The organism is Paenibacillus xanthanilyticus (genome assembly GCF_042682185.1).
In the GTDB taxonomy this organism is placed as follows: domain Bacteria; phylum Bacillota; class Bacilli; order Paenibacillales; family Paenibacillaceae; genus Paenibacillus_Z; species Paenibacillus_Z xanthanilyticus.
This window is the reverse complement of the sequence record NZ_JBHUHA010000002.1, coordinates 3,208,485-3,232,203: the sequence shown is the minus strand read 5'-3', so window position 1 is coordinate 3,232,203 and position 23,719 is coordinate 3,208,485. Positions and strand designations below refer to the sequence as shown.

Sequence of the window (23,719 nt, the reverse complement as noted above, 5' to 3'; positions counted from 1 at the left end):
CTAATCTTGTCGAAATAGAGCTTGCCCGCCTTGGCGGGTCTTGCTAGGATGAGCATAACCGCATGCGGGATGACAAGTATTGTAAAAACGCGACACGAAGGAGGCTGCTGCATGTCACAGGCTTGGCCTGAACGCCCGACGCTGGGCGTCATTCACCACAAGCAAAGCCAGCAGAAATTCTCGCTGACCCGGCACGCCCCCTCGGAGGATATCGGCTTCTTCGTGAAGCACTACTGGATTATACGCTGGAATCTGGGCGATTCGCCGCCTCACGAACAGAGCGTCATTCCGAACCCGTGCGTAAACTTGGCGCTCGAGCGCGGGCAATCCGGGATTTTCGCTCCGTCCACGTCCAAAACTTCCCATCTTATTCAAGGCCAAGGCAGCGTCTTCGGCATCAAATTCAAGCCCGGCGGATTCTATCCATTCCTCGGGCTGCCGATCTCCCGGATGCGCGGAGAACCGCTGAACGTCGAGCAGGTGCTTGGCGCGGACGCAGCCGCCCTCGAAGCCGACATCCTGCCGCTCTCGGACGATACGGAGATGGCGCGCCGCGTCGAGCGGCTGCTGCGCCCGAATCTTCCCGCGCGCGACGACACGGTGGCGTTCATCAATGACATTATCGACGGCATCGCGGCCGATCGCGAGCTGACGCGCGTGGAGCAGGTAAGCGAACGAGCCGGCGTGAGCGTCCGCAAATTGCAGCGGCTGTTCGACCAATACGTCGGCGTCGGGCCGAAATGGGTCATCCAGCTGTACCGGCTGCAGAACGCGGCCGAAATTTTGGACCATGAACCGCATCAAGATTGGGCGCTGCTCGCGCAGGAGCTGGGGTATTACGACCAGTCGCATTTCATTCGCGACTTCAAATCCATCCTCGGCGTGACGCCGGAGGAATATGTAAAAGGGGGAGGCTGAAGCCTTTCCTTTTTTTGATTGAATAGCACTCAAATTTGAGTATACTACTTGAAGTAGACTATTCAAATTGGAGTAGTCATGAGGGAATGACAAGAAAGGTGGCTTCTCCTTGAACACGACTCAAAAGCAAGGCACGGGTCTCGCCGTCGCCGGCTTGATGCTCGGCCTCTTCATGGCCGCGCTCGACCAAACGATCATCTCGACGGCCATGACTCAAATTATTGCCAAACTCGGCGGATTCGATAAGTTCGTCTGGGTGTACTCCGCCTACATGATCGCGATGGTCGTCTGCTCGCCGATCTTCGGCAAGCTCTCCGACATGTACGGCCGCAAGCGCTTCTTCCTCGGCGGCCTGCTCGTCTTCACGCTCGGCTCCATCCTATGCGGGACGGCGCAGAACATGGAGCAGCTGATCCTCTATCGCGGCATACAAGGCATCGGCGGCGGGGCCGTCACCCCGATCGTCTTCGCGATCATCTTCGACATGTTCCCGCCCGAGCGGCGAGGCAAAATGATGGGCTTGTTCGGCGCCGTGTTCGGCATCTCGAACGTGTTCGGTCCGATCATGGGCGGCGCGATTACCGATCAATTCAGCTGGCGCTGGGTGTTCTACATCAACGTGCCGATTGCGCTGCTCTCGTTCATCTTCATCCTTCGCGCGTATCACGAATCGGGCAACCATAAGAAGCAGATCATCGACTGGACGGGCGCGGTCGTGCTGGCCGCCGCCGTGCTCTGTCTCATGTTCGGCCTCGAGCTGGGCGGCAGCGAAGGCTGGGCATGGAGCTCGTGGAATACGATCGGCTTGTTCGTCGCCTCCCTCGTCCTGACGGCGCTGTTCCTCCGCGTTGAGCAGACGGCCAAGGACCCGATCATCGCCTTCAAGCTATTCAAGGACCGCGTCTTCACCAGCAGCATGATCATCTCGCTCGTGTACGGCGCGGCCATGATCGGCGTGGCGACGTACATGCCGGTGTTCATCCAAGGCGTCTTCCACAAGACCGCGACCGAGACGAGCACCGTGCTCACTCCGATGCTGCTCGGGGTCGTGCTCAGCAGTCAGGTCGGCGGCCGCATCGCCGGCAAATTCCGCTACCGCTCGATCATGCTCGTCTCGGCGGCCGTGCTGTTCACCGGGCTGGTGCTGCTCGGCTACGTGATGGACGCCTCGACGAGCCGCGGCCTGATTACGCTGTACATGGTCGTCGTCGGTCTCGGCATCGGGGTCTCCTTCTCGCTGCTCTCCATCTCGACGATCAGCTCCGTGCCGCCGCAGTACAAAGGCTCCGCCTCCTCGCTCATCACGTTCTTCCGGACGATCGGCTCGGCGCTCGGCGTCACGGTCTTCGGCGCGATGCAGAAGCACGTCTTCCAGGGCGGCCTGGCCGAGGTGGATGGCCTCGATCCTCAGGCGGCCGAAGGCATCAAGGGCGGGCAGGCGCTGCTCGATCCGGCGATGCAGGCGCGCATGGGCCTCTCCGGCGACGTTGTGGAGGCGCTGCTCGGCAAGCTGGCGGATTCGATCCTGTATCTGTTCCAATGGTCCGTCCTGCTGCCGATCGTCGCGGTCGTCTTCGCCATCCTGATGGGCCGTGCCGGCCTTGAAGGCGTGAAGCCGAAAGGCGCGGAAGAACGCGCGAAAACGGCGGCGGCCGGCGAAGGACGGTAAGCCCGATGTCCATGAAGCTGCTGATCCTCGGCTTGCTGATGGAGGGCGATCTGCATCCGTACGAAATTCGCAAAATCATCAAAGCCCGCAGCTGGGACGAACACTTCAAGCTGCGGGACGGCTCCCTGTATTACGCGGTCGACGCGCTGCGCGCCGGAGGGCTGATCGAGCCTGCCGAGATCGTCCCCGCGCCGGGCGAGGGACGGCCGGACAAGGTGATTTACCGCATCACGGAAAGCGGCCAAGACGCCTTCTTCCAGCTGCTCTACGCGCAGTTCGATCAGGAATCCGGCGTGCCGCACCCGTTCTTTTTCGCGCTGCCGTTCGTCCGCTACGCGGACCCCCTACGCGTCGAAGCGCTGATTCGCAAGCAGGCGGACGCAAGCGGGCGGCGGATCGATCGCTTGCGGTCTGTGCTTGAGTTGAAGGAACCTTATTTGCCGGGCGGTCCGGCGCTGATGATCCGGGGCATGCTCCAATTCATCGAAGCGGAGCGCCGCTGGCTCGGCGATCTGCTGGACGCCGCTCGCTCCGGCGAGCTGTTCACCGGGCCGAAATGGTCGTACGAGGAAATCGAAGCGTACTTGAGCCGTCATACGACGGAAATGTGATTGAGGCGTGGAACACGCTTGGGCACGGCGACACGGGCGCGGGGCAACACCGCAATTCAGAAGAAACGCGCCTCCACCACGCATGCTACGATAACGTCAGAGTTTGAACTTACGCGAGAGGATGATTCACACATGGCAACGTTAACCCCGTATATTTTCTCCGAGGACGCTAAAGCGCAGGCCGGCTTCTACACCGAAGCGCTGGGCGGCGAAATTCTCTCCCTTATGACGTTCGCGCAGCTGCCCGATGCAGACGAAGCGACGAAGGACAAGGTGCTGCATATGGCGTTCGTGGCCGGCGGCGTGCAGTTCTTCATGTCGGATTCGCCGTTCAACGCGGTCACGCGCGGAAGCGGCATGCACTTAAGTCTCGAGTTCCCTTCCGACGCCGAAGCGCACGACGCCTTCGACAAGCTGTCTGCCGGCGGCCGCGTCGTCGATCCGCTAAAGCAGCAGTTCTGGGGATCGCTGTTCGGCGTGCTGGAGGACAAATTCGGCGTGCTGTGGCAGGTGACGACGCCTGCGCCGTCGGCGCAGGGCTAGTCCGGTTCGCGCGTTGCTCCGAGCGGGGCGCGGGCAGGCGTCAGCCACCCTCCCCTCTTCTCACAGGCCTTGGCTTTCTTCCCGAAAGCCAGGGCTTTTCCGTCTTGGCCGCCGGATTTGCACCGCTCCCGCTTGGATAAAAGGACCAATCGAGGCGCAAAGTAAGTAAAAACTAAAGGGAATGGTACGATGAATTTCGAAGAGGGATTGAAAAAGGTCGACGAGGCCAATCAACAGATCGTGGAGGCCAACGGCATGGTGATGGACGTTATTTCGACCACCTTCATCTATTCGTGGAAGTGGTGGTTCTGCGCAGCCCTGATCGTCGTGCCTTGGGTGACATGGTTTTTCATTCGGGAGCGGAAGAGCACCGGCCGTCTGCTTTGCGCCGGTTTGTTCATTATGATTTTTTCCGCCGTCCTGGACACGATCGGCATCGAGAACGGCTTATGGGCGTACCCCGTGAAAGTGATCCCTTCCCCGACGCTCAGCTTCTCGTTCCGGCTTTCCGTCTTGCCCGTCTTAGGCATGGTGTTCATTCAATATAAGCCTCGCATCCATCCGTTCCTCAAAGCCGTCGTTTACGCCGGATTCGCCGCGTTTGTCGGACTGCCCTTGCTCGCGACGATCGATCTGTACAAAAAAATTAACTGGCAATACAGTTACTCCTTCGGCATCCTATTGGGGATGTATCTAACCGCGCATTCGCTGTACAATTTAAATAGCTACGACAAGGTCCAACCTAAGGCAAAGAAAAAGACATCGAGTGTCAATTTCGATTATTTTCGCCGCAAGCAAAGGGCGCGCTAACCGGCGTTCCCGACGGCGAACAGGCTCTCGCCGTCTTCAGAGGGGCACGCAGCCGGAGGGTATCGTATCGTATCGGCATGATTGTCCCCGCAGTAGAACGCCTTATTTCAGCTGCGCCAAACAGCCCTCAACCTCGCCGGTCTGGCGAATGGTTGAGGGCTGTTTTTTAGACTTGCCTCATGGCAGCGTAGCGCCCACGCAGTTCGAGCTGTACGGATCGGCATAATCCGCGCCGTTCTTATTATCCGGTTACGCTCCGCACGACGTACGGTTACGAGAACCGCACGATCCGGTTCTTGCCCGTCCGCTTGGCCTCGTAGAGCGCCCGGTCGCCGCCCTCAAACAGCCCGTGCTTGTTCAAGCCCTGGGCATAGGCTTGAACGCCGATGCTCACCGTGACGCGCAGCCCGGGCGCTTCCTCGAATGTCAGCTCCTCGATCGCCTGCCGGATCGACTCGACGAACGCCGCATCCGCCTCCGGCGTCGGCCGGCCATACAACAGCGTGAACTCCTCCCCGCCGTAGCGGAATGCCATATCTTCCGGACCCAGTAGTCCGCGCAGCGTGTCGGCCACCGCCTTGATGACGATATCGCCGACCTTGTGCCCGTAGCGATCGTTGATGCTTTTGAAATTATCGATGTCCAGCACGGCCAGCTGGAATTCGCCCGGCGCCTCCCCGGCGGCCGTCAGCCGCTTCTCCGCTTCCTCGTAGAACGCGCGGTGATTAAATAAGCCGCTCAGCCCGTCCATGCGAAGCATGCGCTCGATCTGCTCCTTCTCTTGCGTCAGCGCCTGGTTCAGCGTGGAAGCGATATGCCACCGCCGGGCCAGCTCCGCGCCGCGTTGGAGCAGGCCGGCCAAAATCGCGGTGCCGGCTCCGAAGATGAACAGCAGCGCGATCGCCTCGGCGGGCGACTGTTCCGCCTGCAGCGGCGGGTACGCCGCCATCAGCGCCGCATACGTCCCCACGCCGGTCGCGGAAGCCGCGAGCAGCACCTTTTGCCGGAGAAAAAAGACCGACACCAGCAGCGGAAGGAGCAGCACCGCGACCATCAGCTCGACCTCGTGATTGGCCACGATCATGATCGCGGCCAGCCCGTTAGACGCGCCGATCAGAATCGACGTCAACCACTCCCGCTTATACCGGCACAGCAGCTCGGCAATCGCGACAACCCCGATTATCCCGGCCAACGGACCCGCGATAATACGAGCGAAGAATTCACTCTTCGCCTCATCGGTAAAGAGGAGTGCCAAGCCCGAAGCGGCTGCATAGAACACCGCGCAAAGCCAAAAGGAATATAAAATGATCCGGACCCACTTGTCCGGAAGCACTATCGGATCGTCCCGCAACGCTGTCCCCCCTAGATGTTGGGCATGCTCTCCCCCTAGTATACCACCACGATCCGCACCATAGCGAACGCCTGCGAGCGAATGCTAAGCTGCCTAATTGCACCAAAAAAAGCCCTCAACCTTGCCGGATTGGCGAAGGGTTGAAGGCTCTCGTGCGCTCGAGCAATCGTTCGGGATGGACAGAACCGAACCAAAAAGCGCCGGCTCCGAGGGAAGGGCCCGATCGCGGTCGCGCGCCGGACAACCGTCCGAGGGAGCGGCTGGCCGCAGCCGTCCCCGTTACGGCCGCGTCGCCCCGATGCTGTGCGAGCTGTACGGATCGGCATAGTCCCCCGCGGCCTTGTTGTCCCAGACGTCGGCGTAGGCCGCGTCTTGCTTGAACTGCTCCAGCGCGTACGAGCAGGATGGTATAATCCGTCTTCCCCGCTCCCTCGCCTCGTCCACGACCAGGTCGAGCAGCTGCTTCGCCAGCCCCTGCCCGCGGTATTCGGCTTGCACGTACGTGCGGTCGATGACCCACGTATCCACGTCGATCATCCGAAAATGAATCTCGCCGATCGTCCCGCCGACACCGGTCAAAATGTAGCTGTTGCCCTGCTTCTCGGCGATAATTTCCTCTTGCGGCTTGTCCAGCCGATCGTCATTTTCCCGCATGGTCTTGCACCTCCATGAAGAGCGTATTCGTCGCATGCTCTTCATTACCCCGTGGGCGGGAAGTGAACCCGCGCGCTCCGTTGGGGGGATCCAAGGGCTTCGCCCTCTTGACACCCGTTTCAGTAACCTCCTCCCCCTACCCCCTCCGCCGAGGGGGATCCAAGGGCTCCGCCCTCTGGACACCCGTTTCAGTAACCTCCTCCCCCTACCCCCTCCGCCGAGGGGGATCCAAGGGCTCCGCCCTCTGGACACCCGTTCGTGCGTCACGTCAGTTCAGTGGTCGGCGTTTGTTTTCGTGCGAGGCACGCTTTTGTCCTTGCGGACAAAGCTAACGCTTGCTTTGTTGTGCGAGGCACGCTTTGTTTGCTGATTCGTGGTTGTTTCTCGTGCGAGTCTTGTGCTTAATCTGACGGACAAAGCTAACGATTGACTTGTTCCCTATGGCCCCCGAACTGCTATAATAGAACCAATGTTCGTAAAATCGCGATGCGAAAACAGGAGATTCTCTCGATTATGAATCCGACTTCTACGATAGACGATGCGCAGTGGCAGGCGCTGATCCGGCAGGTGGCCGATCAGTTCGACGACCTGACGATCAAGCGCGGGTTTCAAGATTATAAGCAAGATCGCGTCCAAGAGCTGACGCTTCCGCGCGCGGGCGTGGTAGAAGCGCTCGTGGCGGGCAACGAGCTTACGCGCTGCCGCGTGCGGATCAAGCTGGATAACGTCACGGAGAGCGAATGCGCTTGTCCGGCCGGAGGCGGCTGCAAGCACGTCGTGGCCGTGCTGCTCGCGTATGCCAACCTGCAGGGACGGCTCGTCCATCAGCTGGTCAACGCCAAGTCGGCCGCGGCCATGGAAGCCGCCCGCGTGAAGGCCGAGGCGGCCGCCGCGGGCAAAGCGTCCCGTTCGGCGCAGCTCCGCGAGCGCGCGGCGGGCTTGGCGGAGCTGCCGATCGCGGCGTGGCGCGAGCTGTTCGCCGCCTGCATCGCGCCGCTTGCAGAGCAGGTGCGCAACGCGCAGTATGCCAGCGGCGCGCTGGCCGCAATCTACGAGACGCTGCCGCCGCTCACGCCCGTCATGGAGCGTGTCGCCGGCCTGCATGCGGAGCTATTCGTGCTGGAGCAGGTGACGAAGCCTGCCCAGCCGACGGGCGGCACGTGGTCCGGGGGCGGGCTTTTCCTTGGCTTCCATACGCATGCCGCGGCGGCCGAGCTGCAGGAAGCCGCCCTGACACGGCTGGCCGAAGGCCTTCCGTCGCTCTCTCCGGCGGAACGCGGCTATCTGCGCGATACGCTGGTCTATTTGCGGGAAGGCATGCTCACCGAGCCGCAGGCCTACCCGTATATTACGGAGCTGTATGTCGCCTACTGGCGCTACTGGATGCGGCCTTTATTCGAGGAAGCCGAGACACTGACCGGCGAGTTGGCGGCGTTGGATGCCGCCGAAGCACGGCTCGGCGCGGCAGTTACGCGCATCCATGCCTTGCAGGCGCGCGGCTGGATGCGGTTCTGGCTGGGCGAAGATGCCGAAGCGATCGATCTGCTGCGGTCTGCCGCCGCCAAGACGCGGGTGAAGCCGGATAGCCTGTTCGTCTACCTGGACGAGCTGCGCGAGCAAGGGCAGCCCGAACGTCAATTGGACTGGCTGTGCGCCGTCGGTCCGCTGTTGATCGGCAATCGGCAGGATAGTCTCGACCGATATGGACGCTACTGGGACGACATGCTTCAGCTGGCTCCGGAGGCGGAGTCCCGCATGTGGGAGACGTTGGAGGATATGCTGCCGTTCGCGGGTTCCCTCTACGAGAACAAGCTGATCGAACGCGGACGCTGGCGTCAGTGGATGGACGTGCAGCTGAGCGCCGGCGTGGAGCCGCTCGATCTGCGGGTTAGCGAGCTGGCCCCGATTGAGAAGCACGAGCCGCAGCTGCTGCTGCCCTTTTATCATCAAGCGGTCGAGCGCCACGTGCTGGAGAAGAACCGCCACGGCTACAAGGCGGCAGTGAAGCTATTGAAGCGGCTGGCAAAGTTATACAAGAAACTCAAGCAGGACGAGCGGTGGGAATGGTTCATCGAAGCCTTCGCCGAGCGTCACGGCCGTCTCCGAGCGCTGCAAGAGGAATTGAGGAAAGGAAAGCTGATCCCATGAGTCGACATAAGGATAGCGTCACGGTGAACGCCAGCCTCACCGCTTACGGCGACGCGCTGCTGTACGGCACATTGTCCAGCTATAGCGCCGCGCCGGGCTTGCTGCTCAAGCACCGGCTCTTCGCCTGGCACGAGCCCTCCTTCTACGGCACGGAGCTGGAAATCCGGCAAGCCCAGGGGGTCGAGCTGGTCGTGCTGCCGGCCGAGCAGGTGATTCCGTATTTCGCCGAAGGGCGGCTGCTTGCGCACGTGGAATGGACCTGGGAGGCGGAGGCGGACCGGCTGATGAAGCTTGCTCCCGCGCTGGGGCGATTCATCGAGGAGCGAAGCTTCGTGCCCGATCTGGACGTCTTCCGGACAGGCAAGCTCCAATGGACGTGGGAGCACGCCTCGCTGGATGAAGAGGCGGCGCGTCTGCTGACAGAGACCCATGATCCATCGTGGACGAACGCGCTGAAAGCCGCCTTCTCCGCCGCCGTCTTCAGCCGTTACTACGGCACCGAGGAAGCGGCTGCCGACCTGAGGCGCGAGTATCCCCTGCTCTTCACGGGCGATCGCGGCTCCCTCGCCGGTCTCGAGGCGGAGGATTGGCTCGTGGCGATCGGCTGGAAGGCCGATAACGCGCCGTTCCGGCCGCTGCTGCAGCTGCTGGAGCCGGACGAGGAAGAGATGGATTGGCGGCTGCGGCTGATCGTCCAGGACAAGCAGGATCCGGCCGCGATCTACCCGGTCCGGCTCAGTCAGCGCGGCTACGCGGCCGGGGATTGGCCCGCCGCGTGGGACGCGCGCGTGCAGGAGCGCGCCGAAGGCTGGCTGTCGCATCTGCTTGCCAGCCTCTCGCCGCAGCTGCTGGCGGGCGGCCCCTTGGATGTCCTCGGGCAGCCGCTGACGGACCAATCCGCATGGCGCTTCCTGACCGAGGACAGCCGCCGACTGCTCGAAGCCGGCTGGCAGGTGCTCCTGCCGGCCTGGTGGGAAGCCGCGCGCAAGCGCAAGCCGAAGCTGCGCGCCAAGGTGACCGAGGAGGCTGGCGCCGGAGGCGCGGGCGGCAAGAGCGGCTCGCTGTTCGGCCTGAACTCGCTCGTCGACTTCAACTGGCGGATCGCGATCGGCGATACCGACTTATCCGAAGCGGAATTCCACGAGCTGGTCGCCCGCGGCGAACGCATCGTGAAATTCCGCGGCCAATGGATTACGCTCGATCCGCAGCTGTTGGAGCATATCCGCAGCGCAATGGCGCGGGTGAATCGCTCCAAAGGGCTGACGTTCCAGGAAGTGCTCCAAATGCAGTTAACCGGCGGCTGGCGCCGGGCCGCCAAAGGCGCGGAGGGCGAAGAGAAGGACGAGGCGGAGGACAAGCTGCAGCTGGAGGTCGAGCTCAACAGCCATCTCACCCGGCTCATGGCCCAGCTCACGAGCCAGTCCGACTGGCCGCCGCTGCCGATTCCCGCCGGCTTGCAGGCGAATCTACGCGCCTATCAGCAGGAAGGCTTCGCGTGGCTCGCGTTCCTCCGCGGCTTCGGGCTCGGCGCTTGTCTCGCCGACGACATGGGTCTAGGCAAGACGGTGCAGCTCATCACCTACCTGCTCCATATTAAGGAGTCCGCCGATCCGAGCGAGGAGCACATGCCGTCGCTCGTCATTTGTCCGACCTCGGTCCTCGGCAACTGGCAGAAGGAAATCAGCCGCTTCGCCCCCGCCCTGCGCGCCAAGCTGCACTACGGCAGCAAGCGAACGAGCGGCGAAGCGTTCGAGGCCAGTCTTAGGGACACAGACGTGTTGTTAACCTCATTCGCGACCGCGGCGCTCGACCAGGAGCTGCTCCAGTCGTATATGTGGACGACGATCGTGCTCGACGAAGCGCAGAACATCAAGAACGCCGGCACCCGCCAATCGGCGGCGGTCCGCAGCTTCCGCGCGAAGCACCGGGTCGCGATGACGGGCACCCCGATCGAGAACCGGCTGTCCGAGTTGTGGTCGATCTACGACTTCATGAATCCCGGCTTCCTCGGCAGCCCGAAAGCGTTCCAGGAGCAGTACGCGCAGGCGATCGAGAAGGAGCGCGACGAGCAGCGCACGGCCGATCTGCAGAAGCTGGTCAAGCCGTTCATGCTCCGGCGCAAGAAGAAAGACCCGAATATTATGCTCGACCTGCCCGATAAGAACGAGATGAAGACCTATATTAATCTAACGCCCGAGCAGAGCGCGCTCTACGATCAGTCCGTCACGGATCTGCTGGAGCGCGTACGGCAGCTCGAGGGCATGGAACGCAAGGGCGCGATTCTCGCGGCGCTCACGCAGCTCAAGCAGTTGTGCGACCATCCGGTCCTAATGACGAAGGAAGAGCTGCCGGAGAATCTCGGCGGCACCGACTCGGAAGCCCGCGAGACGCTCATCGGTCGCTCCTCCAAGCTCGAACGGCTGGTCGCGATGGTCAAGGAACTGCGGGCCGAGGGCGAGCGGTGCTTGATTTTCACCCAATACATCGGCATGGGCAACATGCTCCAGCGCGTGCTGTACGAGGAGCTCGGCGAGCCGATTCTCTATCTTCACGGGGGCACGTCGAAGGCGGCGCGCGACAGCATGGTCGAGCAGTTTCAGTCCCGCACGCTGCCGGCGGACGAGCAGCCGAACGTCTTTATTCTGTCGATCAAGGCGGGCGGCGTCGGGCTGAATCTGACGGCGGCGAACCACGTGTTCCATTTCGACCGGTGGTGGAATCCGGCCGTCGAGAATCAGGCGACCGACCGCGCCTACCGGATGGGGCAGACGAAGGACGTGCAAGTGCACAAGTTCATCGCGCTCGGCACGCTGGAGGAGCGGATCGACGAGATGCTTGAGAGCAAGCAGCAGCTGAGCGACAACGTCATTACGAGCTCCGAGGGCTGGATTACGGAGCTGTCGACGGACGCGCTGAAGGATCTGTTCACGCTGCGGCGGAATTGGGGCGGATAGGCGTGAGCCGGATATTCTAGGCGAGAAGCGCCGCCGCGGCAATGGGCGTGCGGCGCGGCGCGGCTTCGCTCGGTGCAGCTTCGCTCGGCGCGGCTTCGCTTGGCGCGGCTTCGCTCGGCGCAGCTTCGCTCGGCGCGGCTTCGCTCGGTGCGGCTTCGCTCGGCGCGGCTTCGCTTGGCGCGGCTTCGCTCGGTGCGGCTTCGCTTGGCGCGGCTTCGCTTGGTGCGGCTTCGCTTGGTGCGGCTTCGCTTGGCGCGGCCCGCTCGGCGCGGCTTCGCTCGGTGCAGCTTCGCTCGGCGCGGCTTCGCTTGGCGCGGCTTCGCTCGGCGCGGCTTCGCTTGGCGCGGCTTCGCTCGGCGCAGCTTCGCTCGGCGCGGCTTCGCATGGAATGACAAAAACCTCAGATTCCCGTTCGGGATCTGAGGTTCTTTTTGTGCCCAGCCGAGCCTGCACCGCATATTACCTGACAGCTTCAGCGGGTTACGTTCCGCGAACTTCCGCCGGTCTCTTACCCTTTCACCGAGCCCGCGACCATGCCCTTCATAATATGCTCCTGCATGAGCAGATAGATGACAATGGTTGGGATGACAGCGATCGCCATCGCGCCCATGGTCAGGGCGTAGTCCGTGCCGAAGCCGTCGGAGAAGAGCGAGAGGCTGAGCGGCAGCGTCTTGAGGGACTGGGTGTTGATGAAGACGAGCGCGAACGAGAAGTCGTTCCAAAACCGCAGGAACCCGAGAATCGCGATCGTGGCGACGATCGGCTTGCACAGCGGCAGAATGAGACTGCCGAAGATGCGCCACCAGCCGCTGCCGTCGATCATCGCCGCCTCCTCGATCTCCCGCGGGATCGACGCCATGTACGCCATCGCCAGGAAGATCGCAATGGGCAGCTCGAACGCCGTATACGGCAGAATGAGCGCGCCGTACGTATCGAGCAAATGCAGCTTTCTCATCATGATGAACAACGGCACGAGCGTGCTGTGGATCGGGATGAGCAGGCCGGCGAGGAACAGCGCGACGATCGCCTTCTTGAAGCGAAAATCGAACCGCGAGAGCGCGTAGGCCGCCAGCACGCCCAGCACGATCGTCAGCAGCACGGCCGAGACCGTGACCAGCGCCGAGTTGAACATCGCCCGCCCCATATTGCCGAGCTCCCACGCCCGAACGAGGTTCTCCTTCATCCACGCCGCAGGCAGCCCGTAGGGCCGGTTGAAGAAATCTTGATTCGTCTTGAACGCGCTGATGAACAGCCAGTACAGCGGATACAGCGTCAGCACGGCGTAGACGATCAGCAGCAGCTTGACCAAGCCGCCGCCGGCGCGCAGCGCCAGCTTGACGGCCGGCAGCTTCGCCGATCCCGTCGTAGTCGCATTGGTCTCCACGCCTATCCCTCCTTCTTCCGGCCGGTCAGCGCGTACTGGAGCCCGATGAGCAGGGCGCTGATGACGATGATCATGGTCGAGACCGCGGAGCCGTAGCCGTAGCGGTACACGTCGAACGTGTTGTTATACATGTAGGTGGCGAGCAGCTCCGTTGATTGCGCCGGGCCGCCGCCGGTCATGACGATGACGTGGTCGAACGCCTTCAGGCTGCCGGAGATGCACAGCACGAGCGAGACGACGACGGTTCCCCAGATCATCGGCAGCGTGACCGAGATCAGCTTCCGCCAGCCGACGGCGCCGTCGATCTTGGCGGCGTCGTCGATTTCGGACGAAATATTTTGCAGGGCGGCGATGAAAATGATCAGGTACGGGCCGACGTTGCTCCAGTTGATCGGCACCGACACGGCGAGCATGTTCACCTTCGGATCGGACAGCCACGCCCGCGTCCACGATTCCAGCCCGAGCCATTCCAGCACGGCATTCGCCAGACCGAACTGCGGGTGGTAGATATAGCCCCAGATGAGGCCGACGACGACGGTGGAGAGCACCATCGGCATGAACACCGCCGAGCGGATGAACCGCGAGAACAACGTGTTCCGCAGGAGCAGCAGCGCCAGGAGCAGCGCCACCGGGATTTGGCCGACGATGGAGGACGCGACGAGAATCAGGTTGTTCTTAAGCGCGCGCCAAAAGATTTTATCCTGCAAAATCTCCTCATAATTGCCAAGTCCGATAAACTTGGCGCTGCCGAGGCCTTTCCAGTCGAACAGCCCGTAGTACGCCGACCAGAAGATCGGGACGATGACGAACACCAGGAAGAGGAGCAGCGCCGGGAGCAGCGCGAGCGCGATGAACCCCCGGCTTCGTACTGCGGGTGCCATACCCATACTACCGCCTCCTTACGGGGTGACCGATCGGGCCTGCGCGTCCTGCACCTTCTGCGCGACATCCTCCGGCTTGCCGCCCATCATCAGCTCCTGCAGGCCGTTGTTGAGCGCTTCCGCGCTTTCGGCGGAGAGGATGGCGTCGTACACCGGCGTGATACCCGTTTTCTTCACGAGATTGAATGCCTTGTAGTACAGGGACGTAACTTTCGATTGGTCGATCTCGGTGTCGTACATGACCATGGAGTTGCTCTCGGCGATCGCCTTCTGCGCCTCCGGCCCGCTCAGCGTGTAGATCAGCTTCAGCGCCGCTTCCTTCGCCGCGCCCGTCGTCCGGCTGCTCAGCGCAAGACCGCCGCCCGCGCCGCCGGTAATCGTGTTCGCGTCGCCCTTGCCGCCCGGAATCGCCGGCAGCACCGTCACGTCGATCGGCTTCATCTGCTCCTCGCTGGCCGCGGCCGCCAGATTCGTCAGCGTCCACGCGCCGCTCACCATCATCGCCGCGTTGCCTTGGATGAAATATTGTTCTGCCTGCGTATTGTCAATGCTGTTGGCGCCCTCTTGGAACGCTTTGTTGTCGACGAGCTGCTTGAAGTAGCCGAGCGCTTCCACGAACGGAGCGTCCGTGAACTTCGCGTCTTTCTGCGCCGCGGCGTTCTTGAACCATTCCGTGCCGGTCACCCGGTCGGCCAGCGAGCCGATGATCGTCGACTGCGCCACCCAAGGCGCTTTGTTGCCGAGGGCGATCGGCGTCACGCCGTTGTCGTTGAAGGTCTTGATCGCGGCGAGCATCTCGTCCCACGTCGTCGGCACCTTCACGCCATGTTTCTCGAACAAGGAGGTATTGTAATAAAGGATCGAGGTCGCGGACATGCCAAGCGGCGCGGTATAGATCTGGTTCGGCTCGAACGTGTACGGGTCGAAAGCGCCTGGCAGGAACTTGCCCTTCCACTCCGGATTGGCGTCGATCAGCTCGGTGATCGGCTGCAGCAGGCCCGCCTTATACAGCTCGGTCGAATGGCTGCCAGCGTAGACGAAGGAGAGATCCGGCATTTCGTTCGCCGCTGCGACCGTCGCGAGGCGCTGACGGTAACCGTCGGGCGGGATCGCCTGCGCGTCCAGCTCCACGTCCGGATTATCCTGCTTGAACTGATCAATGAAGCTGCGAACCGTCTTGGCGCGAAGATCATCCCCGGCGAAGTTGTGCCACAGCGTCAGCTTGACCTTCTCCTGCTTGGCGCCGTTGCCGCCGTTCCCGGACGCTTCCGGCGCGGGCGCGTTGCCATTGGCCCCGCCACCCTCGTTGTTGCCGCTGCAGGCGGCCAGCATCATCGACGCGAGCGCGAGCGTGACGCCCACGCGGCTTGCTTGCGATTTCTTCATCGTCAATCCCCCTTGTGTCTTTGGATGCTTTCAGTATAGAAGAGGACCGCGGCGGCCAGTAGGGGAGAGAATTCAGATGAAGGAGGGACGATCTTCAGCAATTGCTTCGGTATTCGGAGGGGGTCTGCCCCGTGAATTTCTTGAACAAGCGGTTAAAATATTTGGTATCCTCGTAGCCGATCCGGCTTGCGACCTCGCTCACCTTCGCCGGCGTCTCCGCCAGCAGCAGCATCGCGCGGCGCAGCTTCGCCTGCGTGACGAACTCGAGGTAGTTCTGTCCCGTCTCGCGCTTGAACATCTCGCTGAAATAATTCGGATTCATGTGCACATGCCTCGCCACCTGTTGGAGCGACAGGCTCTGGTCGAGATGATCGTGAATGTAGGCGATCGCCTGGCGCACGGGATTCGTCCCCGCGACCAAGTCGCGATATTGCGCCATGACGCGCTCCAGCTGTCGCAGCAGCGTCGATTCGGGATGCGATTCCAGCATGCCCGGGTCCACGGACGCGCCGGCCGACTGCGGCCGAGCTTGCCCGATGGAAGCCGACGCCCGCTCGAGCCAGCGGCTAGCCGCCACGAGCAGCGAATGCAGATACGCTTGGGCCGTGGCGGGCGTCGCCTGCGGATCCTGCCGGATCGCGCGCAGGCGCTCCGCGACGTAAGCTCGCAGCCCCTCGGCATCGCCGGCGCGGAGGACGGCCGAGAGCGCGGCTTCCTCCTCGTCCATGCAGACGCCGCGCATGCCGGCGCGTCCCGCGACGTCGCCGTAGCGCACGATCGCGACATCCGGCAGGAGCCAACGGTAACGCGCGGCTTCCGCGGCGGTATCGAACGCTTCCTTCAGCGCGGACGGCTGCGCGACCGGCAGCCCGCAGGCGACGAACGCGCGGCCGTCGCTCAGCCCGCAGATGCGATGAATCGCCGTCTCGACCGCAGCGATCGCGTCCCCGCGCGGGGCAAGCTTGACGACGAGCCGCAAGCCATCGCGCCAAGGCAGCCATGCGCAGGCCAGCTCCCGCTCCAGACGCTCGCCAAGTTGGCCGATCGAACGCGCCTCACCCGCCGCCTCGTCGCCCGCCAGTTCAATCAGCCATACTTGGAGCCGTTCGCCCGCCTCTTCCAGCTTCAGCTTCGGAAAGAAGTCCCCTAGGTCGCCAACATCGGCCGACACGGCGGAAGCTTGCCCTGCGCCGCCTTCGAGCAGCTTCGCCAGCCGGCTGCGCCGAACCGTCTCCTCCTGCGCTTGATTCAACCGCTCGGCTTCCCTCCGCTTCGCCAGACGTTCGCCCGCCTTGCGCGCGGCGGCCAAAATTTCGTCCGGCCGGCTCGTCTTCAGCAAATAATCGCTGACGCCCTCCCGCATCGCCTGCTGCGCATACGCGAATTCGTCGAAGCCGGAGATGACGATGATCTCCGTCTCGGGATAGGCGGCTTTCACTTCGCGCGCCATCTCGATGCCGCTCTTGCCGGTCATCCGGATATCGGTCAAAATGATGTCCGGCTGCTCGACCGGGATGCGCAGCAGCGCCTCCTCCGCGGAGGCGGCCGGCGCCAGCGGCGCGAAGCCGTTCTCCTCCCAGCGGATGACCGTGCTCAGTCCGGTACGGATAATGACCTCGTCGTCGACGATCAATACTTTCACGCGAATAGCCCCCTTTTGGCGAAAATCACTTCGTACATAAAGCGAACGATCCTCATCCATGCTTTGCCGCTGACCGCCGATCAAACCGCTCCTAGCGCGCATGCGTCTATGCGTGCTCGACGCCAATTCGCACAAGTGCCCTGATCGGAGCGTTGTCTGGCTACCTGCCGCGCTCGTCCTGCTCTGCTTCCGTCGCCACGGACTGGCGCGGCTGTTGCCCCATCGCTGCGTCGGGCAGGCGCGGAAGCGTGAATTGCACGCGCGTCCCGGCCCCCTTGCGGCTGTCGATCGACAGCCCCGCTTCTTTGCCGTAGTGAAGCAGCAACCGGTTGTGCACGTTGCGCAAGCCATAGCTGCCCTGCTTGGTCCGCTCCTGCTCCTCCAGCGGGATGCCGGACAGCTGGGCGCGCAGCTCGCCCATGCGCTCCTCGTCCATGCCGACGCCGTCATCCTCGACCCGGAAGCAGAACCCGCGCGGGTCCTCGGAGACCGTAATCCGGATGAGACCGGGTCCATCCTTCGGCAGCAGCCCGTGCAGCATCGCGTTCTCGACGAGCGGCTGCAGCAGCAGCTTCAGCATCGTCTGCTCGCCGATCCCGTCGGCTTGCCGCAGCTGAAAATCGAATTTCTCCGGGTAGCGGATCGATTGAATGCGCACGTAATTCTGCACATGCATCAGCTCCTGCTGGATGGAACAGTATTCCTGTCCTTTGTTCAGGCTGAAGCGTAGAAAATCGCTGAGCGATCCGACCATGTCGGCGATTTTGCCATCTTGATTCATGAGCGCCAGCCAGTGGATCGACGAGAGCGTGTTGTATAGAAAATGCGGGTTGATCTGCACCTGCAGCGCGTGCATATCCGCCTCTTTCTTGAGCGATTCGCTGCGCTTGACCTCCTCGGTCAGCTTGATGATGCGCGAGCTGAGCTTGTTGTAGCTGATGACGAGCTGGCCGACTTCGTCGACCGAGGTGACCGGGAGCGCGGGCAGCGGCTCGTCGGGACTCGCGTTCTTCAGGAAGCGGGTCAGCACGGACAACGGCTTCGTAATCCGCTGGATGAGAAAGACGACGAAAATGATGACGAACACCATGGCGATCGTCACCGCGACGGCCGTCAGCGTCAAGAAATATTCGTTCTGCTTGCGGTATTCCTTCGCCGGGATGATGCCGACCAGCTTCCAATTCACGCCGGCAAGCCGCTTGTACAGCACCGTCATCTTCTCCGCGCCCAGGCCGTAGTCGAGATAGCCGCTGCTCCCGTCCAAGGCGGGAAGTCCGGGGTAATGCTCGGTGATCGGGACGCTCGTCTCCCACTCGTCCGGGCCGGCGATCAGCTTGTTCTGCTCGTCGAGGAGCAGCACGAAGCCGCTGTTCTCCATGAGCGCGGAGCGGACTTGGTTCGCTATGACCGTCTGGTCGAGGTTAATCTGCTGCTTGCCGATCGGCTTGTATTTGTCGGTGCTGCGAATCGGGCGCGCAAGCGTGATGACTTTGCGCATGCCGTCGGTCGTCCATTGGCGATGCACGTTGGACCACCATTTGGGATGCTGCTTGTAATAGTCGGGCAGGATCGTCGTGATGTCGGCGAATTCGGAACGCACGACCGGCCGCTGCGAGATCGGACGCTTGGCGTCGAGCGGCTCGATGATGATGTTGGCGACGTACGGCTTCGAGAACGCCAGATTGGTGAGGAAGCTGATGATCGAGGTTTGCAGCACATAGTTGCCGTCCGGCGATTTCAAGTATTGCTGGACCCCGCTGTGCCCGATGAGGAACAGCGACATGTTCTCCGCATCCTTGACCATCGTGTCCAAATACGCCTCCAGCTGGCGGAGCGTGTTCATGCCCGCGCTCTTCGCCTTCTCCTCGGTCAGCCCTTCCGCGATGTGATAGGAGAACCAGCCGAGGGAAAGCAGCGGCACGAGCGTGGCCATGATAATGAGAAGCGACAATTTATGCTTGAGCGAGCGGCCGAGCCAATTTTCCACGGGATCACCTTCACTTGGTCTGCAGCATTAGCGTCAGATATATGTTATATATTTCTCTGATCAGCAAAATAATTGTTATGTTTTTTAACATAGCATACTTCGCTCGGGGGAGAAACGACTATTTCGGGAAGCGCTTACAAAAATTCACCGTTGATTTTATCACAGTTTAGTCGAAGAGGATACTGGCGTGCTCGTTGAGGGGGATACTATCGCGCGTTGCGAAGAGTCGGCTTAACGCTTCCAATATTCGTCTCGTGCTCGCCCGTTTGCCTTGCATGCGAAACTCGCCTCTCGCATGCTGGTCCGGAGCGCAATTCCCCTCGCGCGGCTATTATAGCCTTGTCCGGTCATTGCGCCCCGGCATCCCGTTACCATTTTATCGACTTGACCAACGCCATGAGCCGCCGCGCTTCTTCCGATTCCCGTCCGTCCGCCAGCTCTTCGAGGATGCGTTCCCGGTTCGTAAACCCTTTGGCCAGCCCGTTCAACCGAGCGGCCAGCGTACTGCCGGTCAGCGCCTCGCCGGGGAAGATCGCCGACAGCTTGGCCCGCGCGTCCGGATGCCGCTTGAGGTAATATTTCTGATGATTCGCCTCCGCCGGATGGAAGCCGCCGAAAGGCACTATTTCGGTGTCCGGCTCCGGCAGTCCGCCGGCGCGCCGCTCGGCAAGCACGTTCTCGATCGCCGCCTGCTGCTCCGCGTCCCTGTAGAATAACAGCGACTGGTACTGCCGGCCCTTGTACCCGTTGATGTTCGCCGGATTATGGTTCGCCCAGAATAGCGCCGCCAACTCGCCGAACGAGACGACGCCAGGGTCGAATTCCACCTCGACCGTCTCCGTATGATCCCCCATCCGCCGATAGGTCGGCGACTCCGTCTTTCCGCCCGCGTACCCGACGCGTGTGCGGATGACGCCTGGCCGCGAACCGAACAACGCATCCGGCGACCAGAAGCAGCCCATGCCGAAGGTTATGACTTCGCCCGGCTCCCGGTAATTGTATGCGTCCCGCTCCATCGTCATCTTGATTGCCCCCTTGTCCTCAATCCTGTCAGGTTAAGAAGGGCTCCGCCCCTTTGACCCCACTTTTTGTTGCTCCCTCCTCCCACCTCCTCCGCCGAGGAGGCTCCAAAGGGCTCTGCCCAAGCGTATGCTTCCGAAGTGCGTTTTCCTTAGAAAACGCTCAGGACTCCCTATTTCGTGCTTTCACATTTGTTCGCGGTTGGCGGTGGCGTCCGTGTTGGCATGCTTTTGTCCTGACGGACAAAGCTTCAGTAGGTGTTGAAGTAAGTCCTATGACACAAACCTGTCAACTATAGGCCACAGGTGGCTTGGACGGTTTCCCTTAACCTGACAGCATTGCTTCCCCCTCCCCTGAGGGGAACATAGGACTTCGCCCAGCTCATGCTTCCGAAGAAAAGTTTTCCGCTGGAAAACTTCAGGACTCCCTTTTTCGTGCAGCCACCATTGTTCGCGGTCGGCGGGTTGCTTCAAGCTGGCACGCTTTTGTCCTCGCGGACAAAGCTTCCGTGGGTTTTGAAGGCACTCCTAAGACATAAGCCTGTCAACTATAAGCCACTGTTGGCTTTAGCGGACGTTTTTCCTTAACCTAACAAAATTGCCCTTGTCCCTTGTCCCCTCGATCCCCGCCAGTGTTCTTCTTACGGCAGTTCCCGCAGCAGGCGGAACACGTAATCCACCGAACGCATCGCGTATTCCTTCCGGACTAGCTTGCCCCGATGCACGAGCGCCAAGCAGGGCACGCTCTCGATCCGCCAACGCTCCCGCAGGGTCGGCGCGAAGTTCAAGTTGATCCGGTACAGCGTGGCGGACACGCCCGCCGCATCGGCGACCTCGAGCATGCGCTCCGCCACTTTGCACGTGCCGCACAAGGGCGTCGTGAACAGCACCGCGTCCCAACCATGCCCGATGCGCGAGAGCCGCAGCCATTCTTCCTCTTCGATTGCTTGGACCGCCACTTTCCTTTTTCCTTCCCCTTTCGCTTCCCATCCCCCGAACCCGCCCTCGCCCGAGAAACGCTCGTACCGGGATGGCCGAGATGAGCCTAATCTACTCTATGATCCTGCAACAAAAAGAATCGTTGTTAATAGAATAGCGTAATGAGCGGCCGAAGACGACCCGGCATGCCGCGCGATCTTCGCAAATGCCGCTCCACATATAGAGAAGGCGGTGTTCGTTAGGATGGGATTACCACTGGATGAGAATGCTTATATGCAAGGCTTGTACATGCTGAAGTACACCTCGCGCGCGACCGGCGCGGAAGCGGAGAATGTGCAGACCATCTGCTTGACGCAGCTTCTGGTAGCGCCGCTGCTCGATCGACTTTTCGCCGAGGAGGAATGGGCTCGCGTAACGCACGAGGAGGGCGGCAGCCGGGTTACGATCCTGAAGCACGGGTATCGGCTGACTTACCGCGCGGAGCTGCCCGGCTTCGTCTCGATCACGGGGTTACGCCTGAACGGGTGGCGGCGCGGGTGGCCGGTCGCCGTCTATCGAGGTCCCTTGTACGAGAACGACGTGCTCGAAGCAGTGCGCCGCGCGCTTACGGACTGGTACCGGCAAGCCGGCGGCATGGACCTGTAACCGTGCGCATTCGGCCGTGAGACGCCGTTCTTCCTGACTGCATAAAGATGCCAGTTCCCCCTCGCCTCCCCTTAGATGAAAAATACCCCGTACTATGCTACAATACTGGAATTGCATCCGCAATCCACGAGGGAGGATTATTGAATCGCCATGCTTATCATCGGTATCGCCGGCGGGACCGGCTCCGGCAAAACGACGGTTGCCCGCTCCGTCATCGACCGTCTGGGGTCGAGCAAAGTCACGTTTATTTCCCAGGACAACTACTATAAAGATCACCCGCATCTCACGTTCGCCGAACGCGAGGCGCTTAATTACGATCATCCGCTCGTCTTCGATAACGAGCTGCTTACCGCCCATCTCGCGCAGCTGAAAGACGGACATGCCGCGCAAGCGCCGGTCTACGACTTCTCGGCCCACGCCCGCCATCAAGACCGCACCGTGGAGCTGAAGCCGAATCCGATCGTCATTCTCGAGGGCCTTCACGTCCTCTCCGACGAGAAGCTGCGGGCCATGCTCGACATCAAAGTGTTCGTCGATACCGATCCCGACGTGCGCATCCTGCGACGGGTGCTCCGGGATATCGAAGAGCGCGGCAGAACGATCCAATCGATCCACGACCAGTACTTGAAGACGGTCAAGCCCATGCACGAAGCGTTCATCGAGCCGTCGAAAAAATACGCCGACCTGATTATTCCCGAAGGCGGGCATAACGAAGTCGGCATCCAGCTCCTGTCGATCCTGACGGAGCGGTATTTGACCGGACAGCGGTAAGATTCTGCAAGGGATACAACGCCAAAAAAGCCGGGAACCGCACGATGCGGTTCCCGGCTTTTCGTATTGCTGCTCTCGTCCCTGCACGGCTTTAGCCGTTGCAGCTCGCATTGTCTGTTATACCGCCTGCGCCGCGCCCGCATACATCGATCGGATGACCGCCGCCACCCGCTCCTGGTCCGCCTCGGTCATCGCCGAGCCGGACGGCAGGCACAGCCCGTCCGCGAACAACTCCTCGCAGAAACTGCGTCCGGCCGCGTGCGGGTAATAGCGCGCCCCTTCGAACACCGGCTGCCGATGGAGCGGCTTCCAGACCGGACGAGCCTCGATGTTCGCGGCCGCCAGCGCGGCCAGCACGTCGCCGGTCGTGATGCCGCCCGACTCGGCCGAATCGAGCCGGACGACCGTCAGCCAGCGGTTCGACCGCGAATGTGGCAGCTCCGGCATGAACGAGATGCCCGGCAGCCCGCCCAGCAGCCGGACATAGCCGTCGAATACGGCGCGGCGTGCGGCCACCCGCTCCTCCAACACGGCGAGCTGCGCCCGGCCGACGCCGGCGAGCAGATTGCTCATCCGGTAATTGTAGCCCGTCTGGCTGTGCTGGTAATACAGCGCGGCATCGCGCGCCTGCGTCGCCAGGAACCGGGCTTGCTCCAGGTACCGCTCGTCATGGCCGACCAGCATGCCGCCGCCGGAGGTCGTGATGATCTTGTTGCCGTTGAACGAGTAGATGCCGAACGTGCCGAACGTGCCGCTCGCCCGTCCCCGATAGGTCGACCCAAGCGACTCGGCTGCATCCTCGACAACCGGAACGCCATACTGCTCGCACAACGGCATGATCCGTTCCATCTGTGCGCTCTGCCCGTACAGATTCATTCGCGGATCGCGTTGTCGCCTAACGTGACAAGGCAGCCGTCGGCTCGAGACCGCTCAGTTCCAGGCCGCCGAGTTGTCGTGAATCGTCACGTGGAAGAGGAACGGATCCTGTTGCACATAATTCTCCATACCTCTAGATATTTTTAGAATCCTGGTCTTTCTTCCAACGTTGAAATTCAAGGAACTCCTTAAACTGACGCTTGCTGACACCAGACGACATGGCTTCGTGCACTAATGCTGCCCATTCCGGGTCGAGCTCCTGCTCCTTCGACTCGTCGAACAGCAAGGCATTCTTCGTCACGTCGAGCGTCGAGGCGATCTTCTCTACAAACTGTATCGAAGGATTATTCTGTATCCCTCGTTCCACGTTGCTTAAGTACGATTTTGCGACTTCGGCGCTCTCCGCAAGCTCGGTTAGCGAAAGTCCCTTACGCAGGCGAATTTTCTTGATGCGTGCTCCGATCGTTTCCGTCATCCCGAATCGTCCTTCTCTATGCATTCTTGTTCCCTACATTATAACAAAGAATTATT

At 61.6% G+C, this 23,719-nt stretch carries 19 protein-coding genes and 3 pseudogenes; 11 read left to right on the top strand and 11 right to left on the bottom strand.

Annotated elements, in window-relative coordinates; translation table 11 throughout:
• Nucleotides 1-111: 111 nt before the first annotated feature.
• The 5 genes from ACFSKT_RS31670 to ACFSKT_RS31650 all read left to right on the top strand — a co-directional run bounded on the left by ACFSKT_RS31670 (nt 112) and on the right by ACFSKT_RS31650 (nt 4,551).
• Nucleotides 112-918 carry a DUF6597 domain-containing transcriptional factor gene (locus tag ACFSKT_RS31670; RefSeq protein WP_377717118.1) on the top strand — a complete coding sequence of 269 codons (807 nt, stop codon included), beginning with the start codon at nt 112-114 and terminating at the stop codon, nt 916-918.
• A gap of 109 nt (nt 919-1,027) precedes the next feature.
• Nucleotides 1,028-2,587 (top strand): MDR family MFS transporter, encoded by a 1,560-nt coding sequence (locus ACFSKT_RS31665; RefSeq protein WP_377717117.1) that lies wholly within the window; start codon nt 1,028-1,030, stop codon nt 2,585-2,587.
• Nucleotides 2,588-2,592: 5 nt separating this feature from the next.
• On the top strand, nt 2,593-3,198 hold the full coding sequence (locus ACFSKT_RS31660; protein ID WP_377717116.1) for a PadR family transcriptional regulator: 606 nt from the start codon (nt 2,593-2,595) through the stop codon (nt 3,196-3,198).
• Between the two features lie 132 nt (nt 3,199-3,330).
• On the top strand, nt 3,331-3,741 hold the full coding sequence (locus ACFSKT_RS31655; protein ID WP_377717115.1) for a VOC family protein: 411 nt from the start codon (nt 3,331-3,333) through the stop codon (nt 3,739-3,741).
• A gap of 189 nt (nt 3,742-3,930) precedes the next feature.
• Complete coding sequence (locus ACFSKT_RS31650; RefSeq protein WP_377717113.1) at nt 3,931-4,551, top strand: CBO0543 family protein; 621 nt, start codon at nt 3,931-3,933, stop codon at nt 4,549-4,551.
• Nucleotides 4,552-4,822: 271 nt separating this feature from the next.
• Here ACFSKT_RS31650 and ACFSKT_RS31645 read toward each other — a convergent pair whose 3' ends face one another.
• Complete coding sequence (locus ACFSKT_RS31645; RefSeq protein WP_377717112.1) at nt 4,823-5,902, bottom strand: GGDEF domain-containing protein; 1,080 nt, start codon at nt 5,900-5,902, stop codon at nt 4,823-4,825.
• A 279-nt stretch (nt 5,903-6,181) separates the two neighbouring features.
• A complete protein-coding gene (locus ACFSKT_RS31640; protein ID WP_377717110.1) occupies nt 6,182-6,556 on the bottom strand; it encodes a GNAT family N-acetyltransferase in 375 nt (124 codons plus the stop codon).
• Between the two features lie 513 nt (nt 6,557-7,069).
• On the opposite strand from ACFSKT_RS31640, the gene ACFSKT_RS31635 reads away from it, so the two are divergent.
• From ACFSKT_RS31635 to ACFSKT_RS31620, 4 genes and pseudogenes are all read left to right on the top strand, one after another.
• On the top strand, nt 7,070-8,704 hold the full coding sequence (locus tag ACFSKT_RS31635; protein WP_377717109.1) for an SWIM zinc finger family protein: 1,635 nt from the start codon (nt 7,070-7,072) through the stop codon (nt 8,702-8,704).
• Nucleotides 8,701-11,658 carry a DEAD/DEAH box helicase gene (locus tag ACFSKT_RS31630; protein WP_377717108.1) on the top strand — a complete coding sequence of 986 codons (2,958 nt, stop codon included), beginning with the start codon at nt 8,701-8,703 and terminating at the stop codon, nt 11,656-11,658. The genes ACFSKT_RS31635 and ACFSKT_RS31630 overlap by 4 nt, the downstream gene beginning before the upstream one ends.
• Before the next feature lie 72 nt (nt 11,659-11,730).
• Nucleotides 11,731-11,838 (top strand): annotated as a pseudogene (locus ACFSKT_RS31625) (pentapeptide repeat-containing protein); the annotation flags it as partial.
• 98 nt (nt 11,839-11,936) lie between these two features.
• Nucleotides 11,937-12,050: pseudogene (locus ACFSKT_RS31620) on the top strand (pentapeptide repeat-containing protein); the annotation flags it as partial.
• 116 nt (nt 12,051-12,166) lie between these two features.
• Here the strand turns inward: ACFSKT_RS31620 and ACFSKT_RS31615 are convergent.
• The 7 genes from ACFSKT_RS31615 to ACFSKT_RS31585 all read right to left on the bottom strand — a co-directional run bounded on the left by ACFSKT_RS31615 (nt 12,167) and on the right by ACFSKT_RS31585 (nt 20,916).
• On the bottom strand, nt 12,167-13,042 hold the full coding sequence (locus tag ACFSKT_RS31615; RefSeq protein ID WP_377717107.1) for a carbohydrate ABC transporter permease: 876 nt from the start codon (nt 13,040-13,042) through the stop codon (nt 12,167-12,169).
• A 2-nt stretch (nt 13,043-13,044) separates the two neighbouring features.
• Nucleotides 13,045-13,923 (bottom strand): carbohydrate ABC transporter permease, encoded by an 879-nt coding sequence (locus ACFSKT_RS31610; protein WP_377717171.1) that lies wholly within the window; start codon nt 13,921-13,923, stop codon nt 13,045-13,047.
• Between the two features lie 18 nt (nt 13,924-13,941).
• Complete coding sequence (locus tag ACFSKT_RS31605; RefSeq protein ID WP_377717105.1) at nt 13,942-15,309, bottom strand: extracellular solute-binding protein; 1,368 nt, start codon at nt 15,307-15,309, stop codon at nt 13,942-13,944.
• Nucleotides 15,310-15,403: 94 nt separating this feature from the next.
• On the bottom strand, nt 15,404-16,951 hold the full coding sequence (locus ACFSKT_RS31600) for a response regulator (protein ID WP_377717104.1): 1,548 nt from the start codon (nt 16,949-16,951) through the stop codon (nt 15,404-15,406).
• Between the two features lie 160 nt (nt 16,952-17,111).
• Nucleotides 17,112-18,938: a cache domain-containing sensor histidine kinase gene (locus ACFSKT_RS31595; RefSeq protein WP_377717102.1), complete on the bottom strand. Its 1,827-nt coding sequence runs from the start codon at nt 18,936-18,938 to the stop codon at nt 17,112-17,114.
• A gap of 368 nt (nt 18,939-19,306) precedes the next feature.
• Nucleotides 19,307-19,960 (bottom strand): peptide-methionine (S)-S-oxide reductase MsrA, encoded by a 654-nt coding sequence (locus ACFSKT_RS31590; protein ID WP_377717101.1) that lies wholly within the window; start codon nt 19,958-19,960, stop codon nt 19,307-19,309.
• A 638-nt stretch (nt 19,961-20,598) separates the two neighbouring features.
• Entirely contained in the window at nt 20,599-20,916 is a 318-nt protein-coding gene (locus tag ACFSKT_RS31585; protein WP_377717100.1) for a thioredoxin family protein, read from the bottom strand.
• A gap of 223 nt (nt 20,917-21,139) precedes the next feature.
• Between ACFSKT_RS31585 and ACFSKT_RS31580 the strand changes: the two genes are divergently transcribed.
• Both ACFSKT_RS31580 and udk read left to right on the top strand, forming a co-directional pair.
• Complete coding sequence (locus ACFSKT_RS31580; RefSeq protein WP_377717099.1) at nt 21,140-21,541, top strand: hypothetical protein; 402 nt, start codon at nt 21,140-21,142, stop codon at nt 21,539-21,541.
• Between the two features lie 150 nt (nt 21,542-21,691).
• Nucleotides 21,692-22,312, top strand: a complete 621-nt coding sequence (gene udk / locus ACFSKT_RS31575) for a uridine kinase (protein ID WP_377717097.1) — start codon at nt 21,692-21,694, stop codon at nt 22,310-22,312.
• A gap of 117 nt (nt 22,313-22,429) precedes the next feature.
• Here udk and ACFSKT_RS31570 read toward each other — a convergent pair.
• Together ACFSKT_RS31570 and ACFSKT_RS31565 are read right to left on the bottom strand one after the other, a co-directional pair.
• Nucleotides 22,430-23,188: pseudogene (locus ACFSKT_RS31570) on the bottom strand (DegT/DnrJ/EryC1/StrS family aminotransferase); the annotation flags it as partial.
• A gap of 133 nt (nt 23,189-23,321) precedes the next feature.
• The gene (locus ACFSKT_RS31565) at nt 23,322-23,663 is read right to left on the bottom strand and encodes a helix-turn-helix domain-containing protein (RefSeq protein WP_377717096.1); all 342 of its coding nucleotides are present in this window, start codon (nt 23,661-23,663) and stop codon (nt 23,322-23,324) included.
• Nucleotides 23,664-23,719: the final 56 nt, after the last annotated feature.